The organism is Streptomyces sp. NPDC055239 (assembly GCF_053606205.1).
This window is the reverse complement of sequence record NZ_JBSGRD010000009.1, coordinates 294976-318383: the sequence shown is the minus strand read 5'-3', so window position 1 is coordinate 318383 and position 23408 is coordinate 294976. Positions and strand designations below refer to the sequence as shown.

At 70.4% G+C, this 23408-nt stretch carries 14 protein-coding genes; 4 read left to right on the top strand and 10 right to left on the bottom strand.

All coding sequences use genetic code 11. The annotated features are described in order from the left end of the window. Positions 1 to 49 precede the first annotated feature (49 nt). Positions 50 to 529, top strand: coding sequence for a pyridoxamine 5'-phosphate oxidase family protein (locus ACWFRJ_RS27885; RefSeq protein ID WP_453536470.1), 480 nt, complete (start codon positions 50 to 52; stop codon positions 527 to 529). Between the two features lie 113 nt (positions 530 to 642). On the opposite strand, the gene guaA is transcribed toward ACWFRJ_RS27885, so the two are convergent. Continuing rightward, positions 643 to 2229, bottom strand: coding sequence for a glutamine-hydrolyzing GMP synthase (gene guaA, locus ACWFRJ_RS27880; RefSeq protein ID WP_453536467.1), 1587 nt, complete (start codon positions 2227 to 2229; stop codon positions 643 to 645). A gap of 449 nt (positions 2230 to 2678) precedes the next feature. On the opposite strand from guaA, the gene ACWFRJ_RS27875 reads away from it, so the two are divergent. Beyond that, entirely contained in the window at positions 2679 to 2966 is a 288-nt protein-coding gene (locus ACWFRJ_RS27875; RefSeq protein WP_361389652.1) for a chorismate mutase, read from the top strand. A gap of 733 nt (positions 2967 to 3699) precedes the next feature. Here the strand turns inward: ACWFRJ_RS27875 and ACWFRJ_RS27870 are convergent. Next, on the bottom strand, positions 3700 to 4113 hold the full coding sequence (locus ACWFRJ_RS27870) for a hypothetical protein (protein WP_453536464.1): 414 nt from the start codon (positions 4111 to 4113) through the stop codon (positions 3700 to 3702). Positions 4114 to 4269: 156 nt separating this feature from the next. On the opposite strand from ACWFRJ_RS27870, the gene ACWFRJ_RS27865 reads away from it, so the two are divergent. Further along, positions 4270 to 5388 (top strand): LPXTG cell wall anchor domain-containing protein, encoded by a 1119-nt coding sequence (locus tag ACWFRJ_RS27865; protein ID WP_453536462.1) that lies wholly within the window; start codon positions 4270 to 4272, stop codon positions 5386 to 5388. Positions 5389 to 5502: 114 nt separating this feature from the next. Here the strand turns inward: ACWFRJ_RS27865 and ACWFRJ_RS27860 are convergent, their stop codons facing one another. The 8 genes from ACWFRJ_RS27860 to ACWFRJ_RS27825 all read right to left on the bottom strand — a co-directional run bounded on the left by ACWFRJ_RS27860 (position 5503) and on the right by ACWFRJ_RS27825 (position 21912). Then, positions 5503 to 7353 carry a GMC oxidoreductase gene (locus tag ACWFRJ_RS27860; protein WP_453536459.1) on the bottom strand — a complete coding sequence of 617 codons (1851 nt, stop codon included), beginning with the start codon at positions 7351 to 7353 and terminating at the stop codon, positions 5503 to 5505. A gap of 49 nt (positions 7354 to 7402) precedes the next feature. Further along, a complete protein-coding gene (locus tag ACWFRJ_RS27855) occupies positions 7403 to 9019 on the bottom strand; it encodes a succinic semialdehyde dehydrogenase (protein WP_453536456.1) in 1617 nt (538 codons plus the stop codon). 166 nt (positions 9020 to 9185) lie between these two features. Next, positions 9186 to 10916 carry a serine/threonine-protein kinase gene (locus ACWFRJ_RS27850; protein ID WP_453536453.1) on the bottom strand — a complete coding sequence of 577 codons (1731 nt, stop codon included), beginning with the start codon at positions 10914 to 10916 and terminating at the stop codon, positions 9186 to 9188. A 133-nt stretch (positions 10917 to 11049) separates the two neighbouring features. Further along, the gene (locus tag ACWFRJ_RS27845; RefSeq protein ID WP_453536450.1) at positions 11050 to 12693 is read right to left on the bottom strand and encodes a protein kinase domain-containing protein; all 1644 of its coding nucleotides are present in this window, start codon (positions 12691 to 12693) and stop codon (positions 11050 to 11052) included. A gap of 103 nt (positions 12694 to 12796) precedes the next feature. Next, complete coding sequence (locus ACWFRJ_RS27840) at positions 12797 to 14497, bottom strand: serine/threonine-protein kinase (protein WP_453536719.1); 1701 nt, start codon at positions 14495 to 14497, stop codon at positions 12797 to 12799. A 289-nt stretch (positions 14498 to 14786) separates the two neighbouring features. Next, on the bottom strand, positions 14787 to 17648 hold the full coding sequence (locus ACWFRJ_RS27835; RefSeq protein ID WP_453536447.1) for a protein kinase: 2862 nt from the start codon (positions 17646 to 17648) through the stop codon (positions 14787 to 14789). A gap of 146 nt (positions 17649 to 17794) precedes the next feature. Further along, on the bottom strand, positions 17795 to 19891 hold the full coding sequence (locus ACWFRJ_RS27830) for a serine/threonine-protein kinase (protein WP_453536444.1): 2097 nt from the start codon (positions 19889 to 19891) through the stop codon (positions 17795 to 17797). A 314-nt stretch (positions 19892 to 20205) separates the two neighbouring features. After that, positions 20206 to 21912 carry a glycerol-3-phosphate dehydrogenase/oxidase gene (locus tag ACWFRJ_RS27825; RefSeq protein WP_453536441.1) on the bottom strand — a complete coding sequence of 569 codons (1707 nt, stop codon included), beginning with the start codon at positions 21910 to 21912 and terminating at the stop codon, positions 20206 to 20208. Between the two features lie 239 nt (positions 21913 to 22151). Here ACWFRJ_RS27825 and ACWFRJ_RS27820 point away from each other — a divergent pair, with 239 nt between their 5' ends. Beyond that, positions 22152 to 23405 (top strand): nucleotide sugar dehydrogenase, encoded by a 1254-nt coding sequence (locus ACWFRJ_RS27820; protein WP_383275775.1) that lies wholly within the window; start codon positions 22152 to 22154, stop codon positions 23403 to 23405. Positions 23406 to 23408: the final 3 nt, after the last annotated feature.

Genomic DNA, 23408 nt, shown 5'->3' with positions numbered 1-23408 from the left:
TGGGCAAAACCGGACAGCAGGTGTCGGGTATCGGCGGGACACTCGTCGCATGACGACGAACTGGGCAGTCTTCAGCGCAGCGGAACCCACCTTCGCCCGGACCACCGAGGAGCGGTTCGGCCTGTTCACGCACCACGTCCTCGCCACCCTCCGCAAGGACGGATCACCGCGCACGACCGGCCTCGAAGTCCGCTTCCTGTACGGGGAGTTGTGGCTCGGCATGATGCCGGACTCGATGAAGGCGCTCGATCTGCGCCGCGATCCGCGCTTCTCGGTCCAGGCGAACCCGGGAGCGGGCGCGGAGATGGCAGACGGCGACATCCGGATCTCCGGGCGGGCGATCGAGGTCGAGGACCCCGAGGTCATCGCGCGGTACGTGGGCGAGGTGAACCCGCCGGACCCAGCCGCGTTCCATCTCTTCCGCACGGAGCTCACGGAGGTGGTGCGGACGTACATCGAGGACGGGAAGTATCTGGTGGTGCAGCTGTGGAAGCCGGGTACACCGGCGCGCATCACCAGGCGGACCTGAGGAACGACCCGGCGGACGTGAGAAAACGCCGGTGCCGCCGCCCGGCTTCGGGGGACGGCGGCACCGGCGTTGCGACCTGGGTCAGGCAGGCCAGGCAGGTCAGGCCCTGGGGACTACTCCCACTCGATGGTGCCCGGCGGCTTGCTCGTGACGTCGAGGACGACGCGGTTCACGTCGGCGACCTCGTTCGTGATGCGCGTGGAGATCTTCGCGAGGACGTCGTACGGAAGGCGCGACCAGTCGGCGGTCATGGCGTCCTCGGACGAGACGGGCCGCAGCACGATCGGGTGGCCGTACGTCCGGCCGTCGCCCTGCACGCCCACGCTGCGCACGTCCGCGAGCAGCACCACGGGGCACTGCCAGATCTCACGGTCGAGACCGGCTGCGGTCAGTTCCTCACGGGCGATCGCGTCGGCTTCGCGGAGCAGGTCCAGACGCTCCTTGGTGACATCGCCGACGATGCGGATACCGAGGCCGGGGCCCGGGAACGGCTGGCGCTGGACGATCTCGTCCGGCAGGCCGAGCTCCTGCCCGACCATCCGCACCTCGTCCTTGAAGAGCTGGCGCAGCGGCTCGATCAGCTGGAACTCGAGGTCCTCGGGGAGGCCGCCCACGTTGTGGTGGGACTTGATGTTCGCGGTGCCGGTGCCGCCGCCGGACTCGACGACGTCGGGGTAGAGCGTGCCCTGGACGAGGAACTCGACGGGCTGGTCACCCGGCGCCTCGGCGACGATCTCCGCCTGGGCCTGCTCGAAGACGCGGATGAACTCGCGGCCGATGATCTTCCGCTTCTGCTCGGGGTCGGAGACACCGGCCAGGGCGCTCAGGAAGCGCTCCTGCGCGTCGACGACCTTGAGCTTCACGCCCGTGGCCGCGACGAAGTCCTTCTCGACCTGCTCCGTCTCGCCCTTGCGCATCAGGCCGTGGTCGACATACACGCAGGTCAGCTGCGAGCCGATGGCCTTCTGTACGAGGGCGGCGGCCACGGCGGAGTCGACGCCGCCGGACAGGCCGCAGATCGCACGCTTGGTGCCGACCTGCTCGCGGATCGCGGCGACCTGCTCCTCGACGATGTTGCCGGTGGTCCAGTCGGGCTTCAGGCCCGCGCCCCGGTAGAGGAAGTGCTCGAGCACCTGCTGGCCGTGGGTGGAGTGCATGACCTCGGGGTGGTACTGCACGCCGTACAGCTTCTTCTCGTCGTCCTCGAAGGCCGCGACCGGCACGACGTCCGTGGACGCGGTGACGGTGAAGCCCTCGGGCGCCGCGCTGCACGCGTCGCCGTGCGACATCCACACGGGCTGCTCGTCCGGGGTGCCCTCGAAGAGGGTCGATCCGGACTTGGAGACGTGCAGGGGCGTACGGCCGTACTCACGGGCGCCCGTGTTGTCGACGGTGCCGCCGAGGGTGATCGCCATCAGCTGGAAGCCGTAGCACATGCCGAAGACGGGGACGCCCGCCTCGAACAGCGCGCGGTCCACAGAGGGCGCTTCGTCCGCGTACACCGACGAGGGGCCGCCGGAGAGGATGATCGCGGCGGGCTTCTTGGCGAGCATCTCGGAGACCGGCATGCTGCTCGGCACGATCTCGCTGTAGATCCGGGCCTCACGGACGCGGCGGGCGATGAGCTGGGCGTACTGCGCTCCGAAGTCGACGACCAGAACGGTGTCGGGGGCGGCGGCAGCGGGGGACGCTGATGGCACGGCGGCGGCCTTCCGGCGTTGAGCGTGAGCTTGCGCGTGAGCCGGGGCTCGTGCGTGAGCAGGGGTCTGTTTTGTCGATTCTAACGGGCCCGCGGACACCCCCTTCGTCGCATCCGACGGAGGCGATCCCCGCGCGGGTGGCGTTGCGGGGCGTCTCAGCATCCGGGCCGTGGCGGAACCCGTGTTGACCGAGAGCGCGCGCGTGGGGGCATACTGGCCTCGTGACCAAGCACCTGAGCTTCCTCTTTACCTATGGCAACCGGCCCGCCGGCTGCCATGGTCGAGCTGCTTGATCCACTGACAAGCGACTTCCCAGGCGCCCCGGGCCGACAAGGCCCGGGGCGTTCTGTCATTTCCGGGCCTTGTCGTTCCGGGGCACTCCACCGAGATCCACGTGATCCGCATGATCCACGTGATCCACGTGATCCACGTCCGATGAGGAGCCCCACATGACCATCGCCACGACCGACAAGACCGGCGCCCGCACCCCCGAGGCCGCCGATGTGATCGAGGGCGCACGCGACCGCATCGACGCGCTCGACGACCGCATCATCGGCCTCGTACAGGAACGGATGGCCGTGTCGGCCGTCATCCAGGAGGCCCGGATCGGCTCGGGCGGCCGCCGCGTCAACCTCTCGCGCGAGATGGAGGTGCTCGGCCACTACAGGGACGCGCTCGGCAAGCCCGGTACGTCGCTCGCGATGACGCTCCTCGAGCTGTGCAGGGGCCGGGTCTGAGCACCTCCCGACCCGCCTCCCGACGCACCTCTGGAAGCGCATCGGAATCCGCCCCCGCGCCACCGGACCTGAGTTCGGTCCCCGTCTCACCCGTACGGCGCGTGACCGGGCCCTCAGGCCCTTCGTTGGTCCCGATGTCCGTGCCAGCCAGGGGCGGGCACGGAAAAACCACGCGTGGCTCCGCTGGAGCGATGAGGCGTACACCTGGTGTGCGCCGTGGGACCTCGCTCCAGAGACGTGACCGGACGGCAGGGGACAGCAGCCCGGTCACCCAGGGAACGGTCGGCTTCGGGGACGCCCGAAGCCGACCGGCCTCCGTCCCCCCACCGTCTCCAGTTCCCCGGCCCCACACCGTCTTCAGTTCCCCCGGTCCCTCAGCTCTGCAGCTCCTCCGTCCCCGCAGAAAACCCCAACTGGCCCCAGCTGTCCCCACCTGTCCCTGTTCGTCAGGATCACGTCGAACCGGTTGCGCGGGTCACGGCGCATCCAGCACGATGCCTAGCAGGACAAGCCGCACGCGCGGTACTGCACAACTCAATTGCCATTGGTCGAGACCACTTGTGCGCCCCCCGTGCGCCGGGGCGGCCACCGGAGTACTCCCGACCCGCGGCGCACTCCCCCGGCGCCGCTCCGCGGCACCGACGCTGCCCTGACGTCGGTGCTGACAGCCAAGGGCCCCGCGGATCCGTCCCGCGGGGCCCTTCGGTCTTCCCTCGCTCTTCCCTCGCTCCAGCTACCGCCAGATCCAGAACCGGAACGGGCTCAGGAGCACGATCGCCAACACCATTCCGCCCACCACGATCACCACGCTCCACGCCCGGCGGCTGCGCTCCGAACGCTCGCTGCGCCGCGGTCCGGTCGGCCCCGCCCGCCACTCGTCAGGGCGCCACGCCCCGGCGGCACCCTCCCCCTTCGCCGCCCTGCGCTTCCTGCGCCTGCGGCCCAGGGCCCGGGAGTCCGCCGCCTGTTGGCGCGCCGCCTCCTCGTCGAGGCGCCGCAGCCGCTCGGCCACCATGCGCGCCCGCGCGGACGGCTCCTTCGGCGCCGACGAACGGATGTCACGCAGGCTGTCGCGCTCGAACCGCTCCCACACGTCGTCCGATATCCGATCGGGTATCCGGTCCGGTATCTCATCCGGCTCCGCCACGCCGCCCCCTCGCTGCCGCACTTGCTCCCGGCGAATCACCGTAGAGCGGAGGAATTTCTACGGCACCCGGCATTGGACGCACAAGCAGTGTGATCCACGCCACATAAGAATTATGTGAAGTAAAGGACAACCATTCACAGGCGACGCAGGTCATGCATGCGTAACAACGGCCACACCCGCGTCCCCACCGCGGAGGCCTCCACCTCCGTATCGCCCACCAGGTGGTACGCCGGACTGACTGAGGTCTTCATGAAGCTCCGCCGTGTCATGGCCGCCGCGGCCGCGACCGCTGCCATAGCCCCGCTCGCGCTGCTGTCGGCCCCTGCCGCCTTCGCGACCGAGGACACCACCACTCCGTCCTCGAGCGCGACCTCCACCGAGACGGGCACGCCCACTCCGACGGACACGGAGTCCGAGACGCCGCCGGCCGAGACGGGGACGCCGGCCCCGACGGACACCAAGACGACCACCCCGCCGCCCTCCGAGACCGGCAAGCCCACCGTGACGGGCAAGCCCACGGAGGAGCCCACCGAGACCGACGAGCCGACCGAGGAGCCCACCGAGGAGCCCTCGCAGTGCCCGGTCGACGAGGACGGCACCGACGTCGACTCGAAGCTGGAGATCGGCCTCTCGGGTCTGCCCGGCAAGATCGTCGCAGGCAGTGGCTGGCACCAGTTCAAGCTGACCGCCGCCAACCCGACCGACGAGGACCTCGGCGAGGTCCAGTGGCTCGCCGTCGTGGACAGCTGGACAGCGAGCCAGAAGAAGAAGGACTGGCTCGCCGACTACGCGCAGATCCAGTACTTCAACCCCGAGTCCAAGGCCTGGGAGTCCATCGCGGACGAGGTCTCGGGCGGCTTCTACTTCGGCTCCACCGAGCTGGGCGCCAAGGACAAGGTCGACATCAAGCTGCGCCTCAACATCAGCGCCAAGGCCCCGGCCGGTGACGGCTACGCGCTCGGCCTCGGCGGCTACCTCGACTCCGAGCAGAACTGCGTGCACGAGTCGTTCTCGTACTACGAGTTCACGGTCCTGAAGGCCGGCAGCGCCAACGAGAACCCGGGCAAGGCCGAGGGGAACGAGGGCGACAAGACGCCCGTCGCCGGCAAGAAGCCCCAGGGCGGCGCCAAGGTGATCCCGACCACCGGCAGCCTCGCCGAGACCGGCTCGAGCTCCGCGCTGCCGACCATCGGCCTCGTCGGCGGCATCGCCGTCATCGCCGGTGCGGGCGCGGTCTTCGTCGTCCGCCGCAAGAAGGCCGACGCCACCGCGTAAGCACGCGCGTCAGCACGCCGGTAGGTAACGGCGCACGAAAGGACCTGCGCTCGGAGGGGGGTGCAGGTCCTTTCGCGTACGCGGATCAGATCGCGGTCCGGGTCCGGGTCCGGGTTACTTCTTGGCCGGTACCGCGGGCATCCCCAGGAAGGGAAGCTTCAGCGCGCCGAACGCGTCCGCCGGTACCGCCGGGGTCTTCGGTTCGACGGCGGCGAGACGTACGTACTGCGCGCCCTGCGCGGGACGCATGTCCTCGCCGCCCTTGTTGGGCCAGAACGACATCGCGCGCTCGGCCTGCGCGGTGATCGTCAGGGAGGGGTTCACGCCCAGGTTCGCGGAGACCGCGGCGCCGTCGACGACCGAGATGCCGGGGTGGCCGTAGAGGCGGTGGTAGGGGTCGATGACCCCGGTCTCCGCGGAGTCGCCGATCGGGCAGCCGCCCAGGAAGTGCGCGGTCAGCGGGGTGCCCATCAGCTCGCCGATGTTCGACCCCGCGAAGCCGTTGATCTCGTCGGCGAGCAGCGTCGCCGCCTCGGTGGCCTCGGGGATCTGCGTCGGATTGGGCGCGCCGTGGCCCTGCCGTGCGGTCAGCAGGCCCTTGCCGATGCCCTTCTCCTTGCGGTACGTGGTCAGGGAGTTGTCGAGCGTCTGCATGACGAGGCCGATGATGGTCCGCTCCGACCAGCGCCGGTTGGAGAGCGAACGGACCATCAGCCAGGGGTGCTTGGCCACGTTGCCGAGCCATCCCGTGACGCGCGCCCTGCCGCCGCCCTTGATGGTGTACGGCACTTGCAGGATCGTCAGGCCGCCCATCGCGTTGGACTTCTTGCCGTAGCGGACCGGCTCGATGTGCGTGGTGGCATTCGGGTGGATCGACGAGGTGATCGCGACGCCCTTGGTGAAGTCCGCCTTCTCGATGCCGTGCTGCTTGCGGTAGCGGCGGTCGGTGGTCTGCGAGCCGACAAGCGCCTCGGAGTTGGTGCGGGTCAGCGCGCCGAGCCGCCCCGAGATCCGCGGGAGCAGGCCGGTGTCCTTCATGCGGTGCAGGAGCGTCTGCGTGCCGTAGGTGCCCGCGGCGACGACGATCCGGCGCGCCGTGAACGTACGTCCCTTGCCCTTGCGCTTGCTGTCGGTGGGCAGCGTGGCGACGGCGAAGCCGCCCCGCGAGTCCTCGGTGACGGTGACGACGGACGTCATCGGGTGGATGACGGCGCCCGCCTTCTCCGCCAGGTAGAGGTAGTTCTCGTTGAGGGTGTTCTTCGCGCCGTGCCGACAGCCCGTCATGCACTCGCCGCATTCGCTGCAGGCCTTGCGCGAGGGACCCGCGCCTCCGAAGTAGGGATCGGGAACTTCCTCGCCGGGCTTGGCCGTTGAAGTACCTGAGGCGTCCTGCTCGTCGCCGAAGAAGACGCCGACCGGCGCCATGTGGAAGCTGTCGCCCACCCCCATGGCCTGGGCGGTCGCCTTCAGGTGGACGTCGGACGGAGTCGTGGTCGGGTTGAGCCGCACCCCGAGCATGCGCTTGGCCTGCTCGTAGTAGGGGCTCAGCTCGTCCTGCCAGTCCGTGATGTCCTTCCACTGCGCGTCCTCGAAGAACGGCGCGGGGGGTACGTAGAGCGTGTTCGCGTAGTTCAGCGAACCTCCGCCGACTCCCGCCCCCGCGAGCACCATCACATTGCCGAGCAGGTGGATGCGCTGGATGCCGTAGAGGCCGAGGGCCGGGGCCCAGAGGTAGTTCTTGAGGTCCCAGGAGTTCTTCGGGAGCGTCTGGCGGGTGAAGCGTCGCCCCGCTTCGAGTACGCCGACGCGGTAGCCCTTCTCCGTCAGACGCAGGGCGGAGACGGAGCCGCCGAAGCCCGAACCGACGACGATGACGTCGTAGTCGTACGACGCGTCGTCGTACCCACCCGCATACCCACCCGCCTCACTGTCCGGCTGTTTCTGGACAGAGCTCTCCTGTGACATTGACTCTCCTCGTTGAAAACTGACCCCTAGAGAAAGGCTCTTGAGACGCCTACCGAAGGCGCAGCGACTTCATGACCTTCAGGCTCAGACTCATGAACGCCGCGTACTTCTCGTCGTCCATGCCGAAGGACGGCGCGAGCGGCATCAGGCGCTGGTGCGCGACGGTCTGCGCCTCGGTGTACTTCAGGATGCCCTCGGAACCGTGCCGGCGGCCCAGGCCCGAGTCCTTCATGCCGCCCATCGGCGACTGCACGCTGCCGTAGGCGGGCGCGAAGCCCTCGTTCACGTTGACCGTGCCGGTGCGCAGACGGGTCGCGATCTTGCGTCCACGGCTGCCGTCCTTCGTCCAGACCGAGGAGTTCAGGCCGTACGACGTGGAGTTGGCGAGGTCGACCGCCTCGTTCTCGTCGGTGAAGCGGTAGACGGAGACGACGGGACCGAAGGTCTCCTCGCCGCACACCGCCATCGGGGACTCGACGCCGTCCAGGATGGTCGGCTCGAAGAAGTACGGGCCGATGTCGGGCCGGGCGACACCGCCCGCGATCAGCGTGGCGCCCTTGGCGACCGCCTCGTCGACGTGCCGCTTGGTGGTCTCCAGCTGCCGCTCGCCGACCAGCGAGCCCATCTCGGCGCCGTACGCGAGGGAACGGCCGAGCCGCATCGCCTTCGTCCGCGTCGCGAAGCGCTCCACGAACTCGTCGGCGATCGACTCGTGGACGTACAGCCGCTCGATGGAGATGCACAGCTGGCCCGCCGACGAGAAGCAGGCGCGCACCGCGCCCGCCGCCGCCTTGTCGATGTCGGCGTCGTGCAGGACCAGCATGGCGTTCTTGCCGCCGAGTTCGAGCGAGACGCCGACGAGACGGGCCGCCGCGCCCTGGGCGACCTCGCGGCCGACGCGGGTGGAGCCGGTGAAGGAGACGTAGTCGGCGTGCTTGACGATCTCGGGGCCTATGACAGGACCGTCGCCCAGGACCACCTGGAAGACCTCGGCGGGCAGACCGGCCTCGATGATGAGGTCGCGGGCCCACAGGGCGGTCAGGCAGGTCTCCGTGTCGGGCTTCATCACAAGGGCGTTGCCCGCGACGAGCGCGGGGAGGGCGTCACCGATGGAGAGCTCGAGGGGGTAGTTCCAGGGCGCGATCTGGCCGACCACACCGCGCGGCTGACGGTTCTCGGTAACCTTCGTGAGGGTCGGTACGACGCCGGTGTGCCGCTTGGGGTTCAGATACGCGGGGGCCTTGCGGCCGTAGTGCCGCGCGGCGACGACGACGGCCTGCAGCTCCTCGTGCGCGTGCAGCCGGGCCTTGCCGGTCTCCAGCTGGATGAGGTCGAGGACCTCGGCCTGGCGCTGCAGGACCAGGTCGTGGAAGCGGAGCAGGACCGCGGCGCGGCGGCGGACCGGGGTGCGCGCCCAGGCGACCTGGGCCACGCGGGCGCGCTCGAAGGCGTCTGCCACGTCCTCGGGGGTGGACTCGGGTAGGTCGGCCAGCTTCTCGCCGGTGAACGGGGTGTGGTTGGCGGTCCGCCCCGTGCCGATCACGTCCCGGGTGAGCTGCGCGATCAGCTCGGGAGTCACCACGTCGGCGGTGGTGCGCGCGCCTTCGGGAGCGGTGGCTGTCGGGTTCGTTCCGAGGGGCGCTGCGGTGGCCTGCGAGTCCGTCATGGTGGTGAGCGTAGGCCCAGGTCAGAGATTTGGGTACCCGTCGGTAATCAGCTTTCACCGAGCACACACACCATGCCAGCGATCGCTGGCGGTAAAGCCCCTGATCAGGGGCTTAGCAGACTCCCGCAACGCTTGGCGGGCTTCAGATCTTGTCGATCCCCAGATTTCAGAGCCTGTCGATCCCCAGATTCTCGATGGCGGTCTTGGCCACCTCGCGGCCCCGCTCCGTGAAGTCGCCCTTGCCCGGGTAGTCGATCCACAGCCGGTACATGTTCCCGGAGTCGGTCCGGTAGTAGAAGATCTTGGCCTCGTGCGGCTGCTCGGTCTCCGAGTCGGTGTACCTGACCGTGTTCTCGGCGGCCTTGCGCTCCTTGTACTTGGTGTCGGCCGTCGTTCCGTCCGGAGCGGGATCGCTGGACATGTGGCTGAACGAGGTCTCGCCGCTCGCCTTGAAGTCCTCCATGTCGGCGTACGCCTGGGACGCTGCGGACCCGAGGACCTCCTCTGAGGTGTCCTTCTTCTCGGCGAGGTCGAGCGTGATGAAGATGGCGCCGCTGGGGTCGGTGTAGCTGACCCAGGTCTTGTTCGTGTCGGTGTTCTCGGGCTTGCTCTCCACGTAGTGCTCCGGCGCGGAGACGGTGGCGGCGACCACCGTCGATCTATGGTCCTTCCAGCCCTCCGCGTCCGAGCCCCCGAAGGGGTTCAGGGCGACAAGGACGCCCGCCGCCACGGCCGCGACGGCCACACCGGCGATGACGACGAGCGCCTTGCGGCTGAGGAAGACGCCCTTGCCACTGCCCCTGCCACTTCCCTCACCGCCGCCGCGTCCGACACCGTCGGCCGTGACGAACTGCGTGGGCGCCGCCTGCGGCGGCTGTGCCGCTTCCTCCAGGAGGGCGCGGACCTGCCCGGCGCGCGGACGCTGGGAGGGATCCTTGGCCAGGAGTCCGTTGATCGCCTGCGCGAGCGGGCCCGAGGCCGACGCGGGCGCCGCCGGTGTCGCGTTCAGGACGGACTGCAGCGTCGCCGGGGTGTTGTTGCGACGGAACGGCGACACGCCTTCCGTCGCGGCGTAGAGGACCACGCCGAGCGACCAGAGGTCCGACGCGGGTCCAGGCCGCTGGCCCAACACCCGCTCCGGGGCGATGAACTCGGGCGAACCGACGAAGCCGCCCGTGTCCGTCAGATTCGTCTCGCCCTCGATCTGGGCGATGCCGAAGTCGGTGAGGATGACCCGGTCGTGCTGCCCCAGCATCACGTTGTCCGGCTTGACGTCACGGTGCAGGATGCCCGCCTGGTGGGCGGCGTCCAGGGCGCCGAGCACCTCGAGACCGATCCGGGCGGCGTCACGGGCGCCCAGCGTGCCCTCGTGGAGCGCGGCGCCGAGTGAGCGGCCCTTGACCAGCTCCATGACGATCCACGGCTGGCCGTCCTCCACCGCCACGTCGTGGACGTTGACCACGGCAGGGTGGTCGAGGCGGGCCGCGGCGCGCGCCTCGCGGCGCATCCGCTCGAAGACGTTGGCGCGCTCGCGCTCGGGCAGGTGGTCGGGGATCCGGGGTTCCTTGACGGCGACCTCGCGGTCCACCGTCTCGTCCTTCGCACGCCAGACCGTGCCCATGCCGCCGTGGCCGAGCTTGGAGAGCAGGCGGTAACGGCCCGCGATCAGACGCCCCGCGCCGGGATCCGGCTCGGACGGCTGATTCGGGACCACCTGGGTGGGCTGGGCGTACGGGGAAGGGGGCGGCGCCTGCGTGGCGGGGTGCTGCGGGCCGTTCGGGCGCTGCGGCCCCGCGGGGTGCTGCGCAGTCGGCTGCTGCGATGCCGGCTGTGGTGGCTGCAGGCCGAAACTGGTGGGTTCGTACGCGCCGTTGGAGGGTCCCCCGTCATTGCTCATGCCCACATGAGTACCTTGCCGAAGGCACCAGGTTCCACCCAGGTCACCGAGTTGTGACAGGGGTGATGCGCCGGGCCGCCGGGCCGGGCCTCAGCGGGGTGCGTTCCGGACATCAGCGGCGTACGAACGAGCCTCAGCGGCGCACGAACGAGTCGACCGCCGTGTCGAAATACCGCCTGGCCTCTTTGGCTCTGCCGACCGGCGCCGAGACCCACACGTCGTACATCCGGCCGCCCTCCTCCCAGCACAGGTCGAACGTGTGCCGGTCGCCCTCCGCCGCCGTGAAGCCGTCCCAGCTGAACTGCCAGAGAGCCGCGGGCCGTCCGTTGTGCGAGGTCTCGGTGACCTCGCCCTCCCGGTAGCCGGGGTTGTTCTCCGGCCCCTTCGCGTCGGAGCGGCGCTGCACGGCGAGCGGGCCGCCCGGCTCCGTGGCCGAACTCTTGATGCCTATGCGGAAGGTGCCGCCCGGCGACTTGTAGAAGACGCGGGGCCCGTCCTCCTCGCGTGTGAAGCCGTCCGGCACGGCGAGCGTGAAGCCCCTGCGGTCCGGCGTGACGCGGTAGCCGTCGGGGGCCTCTGGCATCGAGGGCTTCGGGGTGTGGGAGCCGCGCGTCACCGTCACCGTCGGGGTCGGCGAGGGCGAGGAACTCCCCGTCCGCGTCGGCCCGGTCTGCGAACTGTGCGAGGCCGGCGTCGACGGCGTACCGCCGCCCCTCCCGCCGTCCCTGCTCAACAGGAGCACGGCGGACACCGCTGCCCCTGCCACCGCGGCCACGAGCGCGGCGGCGATCAGCATGGCGCGGCGACGGCGGCGCGACGGGCCCGCGGCTTGGCCCGGCGGACGGGTGGGCAGGTCACGGTAGGTGGGCGTGTAGCCGCCGAGCCGCCCGCCAGGCAGCGCCGAAGGCTGCCCGCCGGCCCGGCCCGCGGGTGTCGAGGGCATCCGTCCCGTCTCGACGTACGTCCGAAGCAACCGCTCGGCATCGTCCACGCCGAGCCGCCGGTCCGGGTCACGTTCGAGGAGCCCGAGGATGACGGGCAGCAGCGGTGCGGCGGCGGGCGGCGGGCGGATCTCGTCGAAGACGACGGCGTGCAGCACCTGGCTGATCGAGTCCCGGCGGAAAGGCGACTCGCCGGTCACGGCGGCGACGAGGAGCGCGCCGAGCGACCAGAGGTCGGACTCGGGTCCTGTCCGCTCGCCCGACATACGCTCGGGCGCGGTGTACTCGGGAGAGCCCACGAAGGACCCGATCTCCGTGAGCGTCGTCGCCCCGCTGACCTGAGCGATCCCGAAGTCGGTGAGCACGACACGCCCGGTCGCCTCCTCCATGAGGACGTTGGCCGGCTTGATGTCGCGGTGCAGCACCCCCGCGGCGTGCGCGACCCGCAGCGCCCCCAGCAGATCGATGCCCATCCGGGCCACCGTCCGCGCGTGCATCGGACCCGAGCGCGAGATCCGCCCGGCCAGCGAACCGCCCTCGATCAACTCCATCACGATGTACGGGTGGTCGCTCTGTACGACGACATCGTGGACGACGATGATGTGCGGATGCTGGAGCTGCGCCGCCGCCCGCGCCTCGCGCAGGGTGCGTTCGACCTGCTGCATCGCGTCGGATTCGGAGAGCGTGTCGTCGAGCGCGAGTTCCTTGACGGCGACCCGGCGGCCGAGGAACAGATCCGTGGCCTGCCAGACCACGCCCATGCCACCCCTGCCGAGCCGCACATCCAGGCGGTAACGGCCAGCTATGACCCGGGCGTTGTCCCCCACGCTCCCCATGCGGCCATCATGCCCCACACGTGTGCGGTCGGACCCTGTTGGCCTGCACGGCGGACTGGTTCCGGCCGCTTGTCCCGGCCGCCCCGGGTGCTGACGGCCGTGTTCAGCCTTCCCGCCAGCCCAGGAGTATCGAGTCGAACTGCTGCCGCGCCTTGTCCCAGTCGGCGGCGGGGGACGACATGTAAATCACGTATTCGACGCCCTCACGGCTGATATAGCTCTGTGAGATGGCGCGGCGCGGGCCCGCGGTCGTGTCGTTCGCCCCCGCCGTCCAGCTGAACTCCCAGAGCGCGCCCTGCAGGTCGCGGTAGGTGTTCTGGTCCAGCTGCAGCCGCTTGTAGTCGGGCAGCTTGGGCCGCAGGTTCTTCTCCAGCTCCAGCTGATGCCTGTAGGGGCTCTCGAACGTCGTGTTGCGGTCGATGCTGATGCGTACGAAGTGCCGTCCGTGGTCCGGGGTGTAGTCGATCTGGCTGCCGTTGGCCTCGCGCTCCCAGCCCTTGGGCAGCATGAGGCTGAAGCCCGCGGCGTCCTTCACCCGGTGCCAGCCGTCGGGTATGCCGCCGACGGCCTTGCCCGGCTCTCCGTCGCCACTGGACTGCGGCGTACTGCCGTTGTCGCTGCCCTGGAAGTACAGATAGCCCGCGGTTCCGCCACCGAGCAGCACGACCAGCGCGGCCGCGGCGACGATCGCGGGCCACTTGCGGCGCTTCGGGGTCTTGTACGGGGGCTGGTGGGCGCCGTGGACGACGGTGCCGGAGTGGTGGGGTGCGGAGTGGGGGCCTGTCCCTGTGGCCGTTCCGGTGCCGGTGCCGGTGCCGGTGCCGGTGCTACCGGAGTCGTAGCCGTTTCCCTGAGTTCCTTGGGCGACGGTGCCGGGCTGCGGCGTCTGCGCGTACGGCTGTGGCTGGGACTGGGACTGCGGCTGGGACTGCGGCTGTTGGGACGTGGCGTGGACCTGCGTCGGCACGTACGCGGGACCGGAGCTCGGCTGCCGCCCCTCCGCGGCCTCTGCCAGCATCAGCTCGGCCACTTCCGCGGTCGGCCGGGTGTCCGGGTCCTTGCGCAGGAACGCGCTGATGACGGTGGCGAGCGCGCCCGCGTGCTCGGGCGGCGCGGGCTCCTCCGCGACCACGGCCTGCATCGTGCCGATCGGCGACGTGCGCCGGAACGGGGAGTTCCCCTCGACCGCCGTGTACAGCGTGGCGCCGAGCGCCCAGAGGTCCGACGCGGGACCGGGGTTGGCGCCGCTGACCCGCTCGGGCGCCAGATAGTCGACGGAGCCGACGACCTCGCCGGTCCGCGTGATCGTCGAGTCCCCCTCGATCGCGGCGATCCCGAAGTCGGTGAGCAGGATGCGCCCGTCGTTCGACAGGAGGACGTTGCCGGGCTTGACGTCGCGGTGCAGGACTCCGGCGGCGTGCGCGGCGCGCAGGGCCTTCAGGGTCCACAGGCCGATACGGGCGGCCTCGACGGGCTCGATACGGCCCCGGTCCTTGACGGCGTCCGCGAGCGAACAGCCCTCGACGAGCTCCATCACGATCCAGGGCCTGGCGTCGTACTCCAGGACGTCGTGGACGGTGACGACCGCGGGGTGGTTGATCCTGGCGGCGGCCCGCGCCTCCGCGTGCGTGCGCGCAAAAAGGACCGCGCGGTCGGCCTCCGCCACGAACTGGGCAGCCGTCAGCTCCTTGACGGCGACCGTGCGGTGCAGCACCTCGTCGTGCGCCCGCCACACTCGTCCCATGCCACCGCGGCCTATGGACTCACCGAGCCGGTAGCGGCCCGCGAGGAGCAGGCCCTGCATCTGATTCACGATCCCCCGCATTGGTTCTGACAAGGCCCAGGTTAGGGAGCGGTAGGCGTACGGGGAACCTCCGGGGGTGCTCAGAGACCTCACTGTGACGCGTGACGCAGTTAAACGGGGCGTTCCGGGACACCAACTACCGCTGATCAGAGGGCTAATTCAGCGTTCATGAATGTTTACGAACATCCATGACCATCTAAGAACACCTGTGAAAATTCATGAACGGATGTGAACTTCCAGGGCCGTTCATGACCGCGAAGGGTACGGGAACGACTGCTAACGGACTGTCTCAGTCGGCCTGATACGTGTCCGAAGCCTGCTCGAAGAGACGCGACACCTCGTCACGCTCGGCTTCCGGCCCCCGGATCTGCACGATGTGGTACTTCCCGCCGACGGCCATCGCGAGATTCCGTACGAAGGTCTCGCGCCCCTCCGCATCCTGCCAGGTGAACTGCCCTTCGGCCATGGTCCGCCCGCCGACCTCCACCGTGCGCATCCCGCTGGACGTGGCCCAGGTCGAGTCGCGGAACGGCTGCAGCTCGCGCTCGTGCTCGCGCTGATACTTCATCGGGTCCTTGCCGTACTCGTCCGTGCCGTCCCGCCCCGGCACGACGATCAGCTCGAAGTCCCCGTGCGTGTAGACGACCTGCCCCCGCCCGTTCTTGGGCTGCCGGTCCCAGCCGCTCGCGACGGCGACCCGGAAGCCCTCCGCGTCCTTGCGGAGCGTGAAGCCGCGCGGCAGGTCGGGCCCGCCGGTCTGTGTCTTCTCCTTCTCCGGGCTCTTCTCGGGCTTGCCGCTCGGCCGGTCGGACTTGCCGTCCTCGCTGGGCCGGGCGCTGGGGCTGCTGCCGGGTTCGGACGCCTGGCTGCTGCCGGGGTTCCCCGCGGAGCCCGCACGGTCGCTGCCCTCGTTCTTCCCCGACTTGGGCATGAAGGCCACGGCGTACGCGACCGCCGCGACGAGCCCGACCAGGACGAGGACGAGCAGGAGCCGACCCAGCGAGCGCGGCCGCCCCGACCCGCTCTGCTTGGGCACGCCGCTCCGCTTGGGCGCCTCGCTCCGCTGGGGCCTGGGCCTGGAACTGGGCCTGGAACTGGTCCTGGACTTGGGCACGTCGCTGCGCTTGGGCGCGGGTGCGGCCTCGGGCGCCACGGACGCCATCCTGGCTTCCCGCTCCCGCTCCCGCCCTCGCTTGGGCTGCTTGTGCTTGTGCCGCCCGTTCTGCCGGTTCGACGTCGGGGTGGCGGCGGGCGCGGCGGCGCGCCGCTTCTCGGGTGTACGTGGCTTCTCGGGTGCGCGCCGCTTCTCGGTCGTACGCCACTTCTTGCGACGTACGAGATCACCGCGACGGCGTATGACGGGCAGCCGCCTGGCGTTGAACGGCGGCGCGGGCACGACGTTCACACCGGCTTCCGGCTCGGGCGCCGAGCGGACAAGGGAACGCAGCCAGCCGTTCAGCTCCTCGAAGTCGAGCCGCTCGGTGGGGTCCTGCCGCAGCAACGACTCGACGACCGGCCGCAGCGGGCCGCACTCCTCCGCGTAGGCGGGCGGCTCGGCGCACACCAGCTGGACGAGCTCGAAGGTGCTCTCCTCCGGGTAGGGCGCGTGGCCCTGCACGGCCCGGAAGAGCAGGGCGCCAAGCGCCCAGAGGTCGGTCGCGGGTCCGATGGGCGGGGCGAGCTGCCAGTTCTCGTGCACGGGCCCGGCCTGCTCGGGCGCCCACCTCTCGGTCACGCCTCCGACCACGGTCATCCGCGCGTGACGGGCGCGCTCCGCGGCAAGAGCGGTGGCGGGGCCACGCCGGGCGCCGCTCCGCTCGGCGACGAGGGCGTCCCAGTAGCTGTGGCCGGATGCGGAGGGCGCGGCGTTGGGGACGGGAGTGGCAGGGCCGGGAGTGGCGGGGGCGGGGATGGAGCCAGGACCGCCCCTGCTGAGCGCGGAGCCCGGGGCGTCGTTATGTGACGTGGGGCCGGACCCTCCGCCGTTGTGGCCGGAAGTGCCGCCGTTGTGGCCAAAAGCGCCGCCGCCGTTCCCCGCGCCAGAGCTCGGCGCACCGGAACTCGACACCCCCGCGCCCGCGCGCCCGTTCCTCGGCACGGCCCCGTGCCACTGCTTCGTACCCCCGACGCCGTACGGATCCAGGATCCGCCCGGCGACCTCGGCCTCGGCCGCACCGCCGTTGCCGCCCTCCGCGCCCGCGCCGTACCCGCGCGGCCCTTCCTCGTCGCCCGCCCCGCCGTCCCTGGGCCCCGGCAACTCTCCGCCCCGCGCCGCTGCCCGCGCCCCCGCGCGGTACGCGGCTATCGCGCTGGACCGTGCCGCACGTGGGTCGCCCTCGGGCTCCACGGCCTGGGCTGCCTCGATCGCGGCATGCCCACGCGAACCGTCGGCCTCATCAATCGCGTAGGCCTCATCAGACTCATCAGGCTCGTCTGCGTCAGGCTCATCACCAGCATCACCGGCACCACCAGCACCACCGGCATGGCCGTCAGCCCCGCCCTCGAAGCCCGCGAAGTACTCCTCGGGCCGAGGGTCGTACCCGCACAACGCCTCTTCCGCCGCGCCCGCCGCGAGGCCCGTGAGGACCACTCTGCCGTCGTCGCAGACCAGGACCGTGCGAGCGGTGATGTTCCGGTGGACCCAGCCGTGCGCGTGCAGCACCCGCAGCGCCGTCACCACGTCCGACGCGATCTCCGCCGCCCGGTACGGGCTCAACGGCCGGTCCGCGAGCAGCGCGGCCAGCGGCCTCGCCGCCACCAGCTCGCTGACTATCCACAGCGAACCGCCCTCGGCGAACACGTCGAAGACCTGGTCGAGCCGAGGGTGGTCGGGGATCTGCGCGGCGGCCTGCGCAGCCTCTATCGCGCGCCGCACCGCCGGATCGGACGGCCTGCGCGTCGTACGCGCCGAGGGCCGTCGCACCGCCCCCGCGCTCACGAACCCCGCCGGAAGCTCTCCCTCCGGGAGGTCACGCTCATCGAGCTCAAGCACTTCCGCATCGACGACCTCGGGCAACGGAACCTGTCTGACCAGGACTTCCTGCCCGCTGTACGTATCGAATGCCCTCGTCTCGGCGAGTTCGTACTCGTCCGCGGGAGGCAGCGGGAGGCGGTAACGGTCGGCGAGTACCCGCCCCGCGTATTCGTCCACGACGCCTCCCCGCGTCCGCCCGGTGGTCAATTCCGTTCGTGTTACGCCTTGTTGCGGCTGCGTACGGTCCGCAAGCACTCACGATACGTGCCAGAGGCAAACCACATTGAGGGGATTCCAGATCTCGCCGAGACCCGTTCCGCGAACTACTTCTTCGGCTTGAACGACTTGGTGAAGGTCTCCCACGCGTCCTTGCGCTCGTCGCTGTCCCACTTGTCGGCCTTGGCCGTATACATCATTCCGTAGCCCAGACCGCCGTTGACGACGAACCCACGGTCTATCGAGCGGAACTTCGTGCCGCCGTCGACGTACGTGAACTCCCAGTCGGCCGTGTTCCAGCCGCGGTAGTCGGCCTTCTCTATCCGGATCCGCTTGTACTGCGACCGGACCATGTACGACTCCTGCTTCTTCCAGTCGCTCACGGGGTCGGACTTGGGGGTGGAAGTCCAGCCGATCAGCAGCTTCTGCCCGTTCGGCCCGGAGAAACGCGCGCCCGCGGCCGCCGTGGACTCGTACTTCCAGCCCTTGGGCAGACCCACCGAGAACCCTTGGGAGTGCTTGTACGTCGACTCGGCGCCGTCATCCGGCTTCTTGCCGGAGTCGTCCTCACCGTCGTCGCCGCTCTCGTCCTTGTCCTCGTCCGAACCGGAGCTCTCGTCCGGACTCGCGCCCGCCTCGTCCTTGCCCTTGCCCTTGTCGGCACCGCCGTCCTGCCCGGCGCCCTTGTCCGTCTCCTTGTCCTTCTCGCCGCCGCCCGCGGTCGCCCCGCTGGACGTGGTCTTGTCGCCGCCGTTCTTGCTGTCCCCCGCACCGCTCTCGTCCCCGCCGCTCAGCGAGAAGGCAAGGACGGTCCCGAGCACCGCGATCGCGAGGGCCACCGAGAAGATCACGAGCGTGCGCCGAGGCACGACATCGGTGAGCGAGGCCTTGGGAGGCGTCGCACGCGGCGGCGTCGCGGGAGCGGACGGTACCGAGGGAGCACCAGAGACCTCAGCGGAAGCGACAGTCCCGGAGGCCGCCCCGGCCCCGGCCCCCGCGCCCGTACCCGTCTCCGCACCCCGCGCGGTGGCCGCAGCCGCCGCCTTCCGCACCGACCTGAGCGCGCCCTTCAGCCGGTCAGCGGTCTCTTCGCCCTTGCCGACACCAGAGTCCGCACCGGATTTCACGTCCGAGTTCGCGCCCGAGTTCGCGGAGGCCCCCGCAGTCTCGGAGGACCCCGCGGTCTCGGAGGACCCGACCGACGCAGCCGCAGCCGCAGTCGCAGCCGCCGCGCCCGACTTGCCCTTGCCCTTGCTCTTGTTCTTGCCGAAGCGCTTGCCCAAGGACGGCGGCACCGGAGGCAGCGGCACGACCTTCGTCGCGTCGACCGGCTCCGGCTCGTCCTTGACCTCGGGCGCGTGGATCACGTCGAGCAGGAACGCCCGCGCCCCCGCGTCGTCGAGCCGCTGCTCGGGGTCCTTGGCGAGCAGGCCGTAGATGACCTTCTCCAACGGCCCGGCGTTCGTCGGCTGTTCGACGTCCTCGGTCATGACCGCGGTCAGGGTCGCGATCGCCGACCCCTTGTCGTACGGAGGCACGCCCTCCACCGCCGCGTACAGCAGCCCGCCCAGCGACCACAGGTCGGCCGCCGGACCCGGCTTGTGCCCACGGGCCCGCTCGGGCGAGATGTACGAGGGGGCGCCGACGAGCATGCCGGTGGACGTGATCGACGGGTCGCCCTCGACCTGCGCGATACCGAAGTCCGTGAGGACGACGCGCCCGTCCTCGGCGATCAGCACGTTCGACGGCTTCACGTCGCGGTGCAAAATCCCCTCGCGGTGCGCGGAACGCAGCACGTCGAGCACCGCGAGGCCGACCTCGGCCGCGCGCCTCGGCGTGAGCAGCCCGTCCTCGCGAAGGGCCTCGGCGAGCGACTTGCCCTCGACGAGCTCCATCACGATCCACGGCCGGTCGTCCTCGTCGACCACGTCGTACACGGTCACCGCGCTGGTGTTGCGGATCCGTGCGATCGCCTTGGCCTCACGCAACGTACGCGTGATGAGCCGCCGCTTCTCGTCCTCGTCGATGCTCGAGGGAAAGCGGAGTTCCTTCACCGCGACCGTACGGCCGAGCGTCTCGTCCTTGGCGCGCCAGACGGTTCCCATTCCGCCGCGGCCGAGCACCTCGCCCAGCCGGTAGCGCCCGGAGAGGAGACGTTCGCTCTGGTCCTGACGGGACTGACCCGTCTTCTCCGCGTCCGACATGCGTCCCCTCTGCTGCTACCGCTGCTACCCGCGCAACCCGCCCTGACAGAGCCTTCATTGTCCCTTACTTCGGGACTGGTCTACGCCCAGGGTCCAACGTCCCTCATGACGGGCCCCGCACAAGGAGAGGGCGCCCGCATCGGCCTGGCTTCCGCCAGTGCGCCGCCGGTCTCGAAACCGGCCACGGACGCCACTCTTCCTTTGCTCGCCACCCGAAGCAAGGCCCCGCCGCAGCACTGTTGGCCCGCGGAGCCCCCTGGCCACGGCATATGTCCGGGACCACACCGACGCGGTGGCGCCCCCGCAGCGGCGCGCTAGAGCGGGACGATGTCCGGTGCCCCCAGCCGCGCCGCGTCCGCCGTCAGGTCGTCCGGCTGCCGCTGCGACTCCCGCTCCGCCTCCACCCGCTTCTCGTAGTGCTGTACCTCCCGCTCCACTTGGTCCTTGTCCCAGCCGAGAACCGACGCCATCAGCTCCGCGCACACCCGCGCACTGCGCGTGCCCCGGTCGAACGTCTCGATCGAGATGCGCGTGCGCCGGGTCAGCACGTCGTCCAGATGCCGAGCGCCCTCGTGCGACGCGGCATAGACGATCTCGGCGCGCAGATAGTCGTCCGCGGCCGGCAGCGGCTCGCCCAGTGTGGGATCGGCCGTGATCAGCTCCAGGACCTCCTCCGCCAGCGATCCGTACCGGTTCAACAGGTGCTCCACGCGCACCACATGAAGGCCTGTGCGGGCCGCGATCCTGGCGCGCGCGTTCCACAGCGCCTTGTACCCCTCGGCGCCCACCAGCGGAATGTCCTCGGTGACACAGTCGGCGACCCGCTGGTCGAGGCCGTGCACCGCCTCGTCCACGGCGTCCTTCGCCATCACGCGGTACGTCGTGTACTTGCCGCCCGCGATGACCACGAGGCCCGGCGCCGGATGCGCCACCGTGTGCTCGCGCGACAGCTTGCTCGTGGCGTCCGACTCACCGGCGAGCAGCGGCCGGAGCCCCGCGTACACCCCTTGGACGTCGTCGCGCGAGAGGGGCACCCCGAGCACCGAGTTCACATGCTCGAGGAGATAGTCGATGTCGGCGCTGGACGCCGCCGGATGGGCCTTGTCCAGGTCCCATTCGGTGTCGGTCGTCCCCACGATCCAGTGGCGGCCCCACGGAATGACGAAGAGGACGCTCTTCTCCGTCCGCAGGATGAGACCGGTCGTCGAGTTGATCCGGTCCTTCGGTACGACCAGATGGATGCCCTTGGACGCCCGGACGTGGAACTGGCCGCGCTCGCCGACCATCGCCTGCGTGTCGTCCGTCCACACGCCGGTGGCGTTGACCACCTGCTTGGCCCGGACCTCGTACTCCCCGCCGCCCTCGACGTCCTGCACCGTGGCGCCGACGACGCGTTCGCCCTCGCGCAGGAAGCCGGTCACACGGGCGCGGTTGGCGACCTTGGCGCCGTACGCCGCCGCTGTGCGCACCAGCGTGGCCACATAGCGCGCGTCGTCCATCTGCGCGTCGTAGTACTGCATGGCCCCCGTCAGTGCGTCCTTCTTCAGACACGGGGCGACGCGCAGGGCGTGACGCCGGGTCAGGTGGCGGTGCATGGGGAGACCGCGGCCGTGTCCACGTGACATCGACATGGCGTCGTACAACGCGACGCCCGACCCGGCATAGATCCGCTCCCAGCCCTTGTGCTGCAAGGGATAGAGGAACGGCACCGGCTTCACTAGGTGCGGGGCGAGCCGCTCCAGGAGCAGGCCGCGCTCCTTCAGCGCCTCGCGCACAAGCGCGAAGTCGAGCATCTCCAGATAGCGCAGGCCGCCGTGGATCAACTTGCTCGACCGGCTCGAAGTGCCCGAAGCCCAGTCCCGCGCCTCGACGAGGCCGGTGGAAAGACCGCGGGTCACGGCGTCCAGTGCGGTGCCCGCACCGACCACTCCCGCGCCCACGACCAGGACATCCAGCTCCCGCTCGGCCATTCCCGCAAGTGACTCGGCGCGCTCCACCGGTCCCAAGGTCGCTGTCCTCACCGCTGCCTCCCGTTAGCTGTCGGGTGTGGTCGCGCTCACATCATGCCCAGATTCTGGCCGTGTCCGCTGAGTTCGGCCGCCGCCTGTGGACAACTCGCGATCAACACTCCGACGCCCGACACAGCACAATGCCGCATAACGGTCATATTTACTCCTAGTCTGACATTGCGCTGGTCCACCTTGTCCACAGGGCTTGCGCGCTCGTCCCGCTCCGGCTATTGGGAGGACGGCCCACCGCCATGCCCGCAGATCTCGCCGTCATCGGTCTCGGCCGCCTCGGCCTGCCCCTCGCCCAGGCCGCCGTCTCCGGCGGCATCGCCACCATCGGCTACGACCCGGCCCGCGCCGTCGACCTGGCAAGCGGCCGCCTGCCCTGCGACGGCGCCGAGGGAACCCTCACCGCCGCCGATGTCCGCCGGATGCTCTCGGGGGGTTTCCGGCCCACCACCGACCCGGTCGAGCTCGGCCGGGTCCGCACCGCGGTCATCTGCGCTCCCACTCCTCCGGCAGCCGACCGCACCCTCGACCTGAGCCAGGTGGCCGACGCCGCCCGCGCCCTGGCCGCGCGCCTGCGCCCGCACACCACGGTCATCCTCGAGTCACCCGCGTACCCCGGAACCACGGAGGAATTCCTCCGCCCCATCCTCGAAGAGGGTTCGGGGCTGCGCGCGGGCCGCGACTTCCACCTGGCGCACTCGCCAGGACGCCTCGACCCGGGCAACCGCACCCACGGCTACGCGGGCACCCCCAAGGTCATCGGCGGTCTCACCCCGGCCTGCACCGAGTCGGCCGCAGCCTTCTACGGCCGCCTCACCGACAAGGTCGTACGCGCGCGTGGCCCGCGTGAGGCAGAGACCGTGCATCTCCTGGAGACCAACTACCGGCACGTGAACATGGCCCTGGTCAATGAGATGGCCGTGCTCTGCCACGACCTGAGCATCGACCTGTGGGACGTCATCCGCTGCGCCGAGACCAAGCCCTTCGGCTTCCAGGCCTTCCGCCCCGGCCCCGGCGTCGGCGGCCACGGCGTCCCCCTGGACATCCCAGGACCCGGCCGCGGCGCACGCGGTCTGCGCATGGTCGAGCTGGCCCAGCAGGTCAACGACCGCATGCCCCGGTACGTGATCCAGCGCTCGGCGACCCTGCTCAACGAGCACGGCAAGTCCGCCCGCGGCGCCCGCGTCCTGCTCCTCGGCGTCACCTACAAGCCCGACCTCGCCGACCAGCAGGGCTCCCCCGCCCAGGAGGTCGCGACCCGCCTGATGGAGATGGGCGCCGCCGTCAGCTACCACGACCCCTACGTGCCCAGCTGGAGCGTGCTCGGCCACCCCGTCCCCCGCGCGGACTCCCTCTACGAAGCCGCGGCCGACGCCGACCTCACGATCCTGCTCCAGCACCACCGCACGTACGACCTGCAAGGTCTCGCCGTGAAGGCCCAGCTGCTCCTCGACACGCGAGGCGCGACCCCGGCGGGCGCGGCCCACCGCCTCTGACAG

Excerpts from the sequence above, each read along its gene's own strand:
- ACWFRJ_RS27860 (WP_453536459.1), bottom strand. The coding sequence starts at position 7,353 with ATGTCACAGGAGAGCTCTGTCCAGAAACAGCCGGACAGTGAGGCGGGT.
- ACWFRJ_RS27845 (WP_453536450.1), bottom strand. The coding sequence starts at position 12,693 with ATGGGGAGCGTGGGGGACAACGCCCGGGTCATAGCTGGCCGTTACCGC.
- ACWFRJ_RS27865 (WP_453536462.1), top strand. The coding sequence starts at position 4,270 with ATGCGTAACAACGGCCACACCCGCGTCCCCACCGCGGAGGCCTCCACC.
- ACWFRJ_RS27875 (WP_361389652.1), top strand. The coding sequence starts at position 2,679 with ATGACCATCGCCACGACCGACAAGACCGGCGCCCGCACCCCCGAGGCC.
- ACWFRJ_RS27840 (WP_453536719.1), bottom strand. The coding sequence starts at position 14,497 with ATGCAGGGCCTGCTCCTCGCGGGCCGCTACCGGCTCGGTGAGTCCATA.
- ACWFRJ_RS27850 (WP_453536453.1), bottom strand. The coding sequence starts at position 10,916 with ATGAGCAATGACGGGGGACCCTCCAACGGCGCGTACGAACCCACCAGT.
- ACWFRJ_RS27885 (WP_453536470.1), top strand. The coding sequence starts at position 50 with ATGACGACGAACTGGGCAGTCTTCAGCGCAGCGGAACCCACCTTCGCC.
- ACWFRJ_RS27820 (WP_383275775.1), top strand. The coding sequence starts at position 22,152 with ATGCCCGCAGATCTCGCCGTCATCGGTCTCGGCCGCCTCGGCCTGCCC.
- ACWFRJ_RS27830 (WP_453536444.1), bottom strand. The coding sequence starts at position 19,891 with ATGTCGGACGCGGAGAAGACGGGTCAGTCCCGTCAGGACCAGAGCGAA.
- ACWFRJ_RS27855 (WP_453536456.1), bottom strand. The coding sequence starts at position 9,019 with ATGACGGACTCGCAGGCCACCGCAGCGCCCCTCGGAACGAACCCGACA.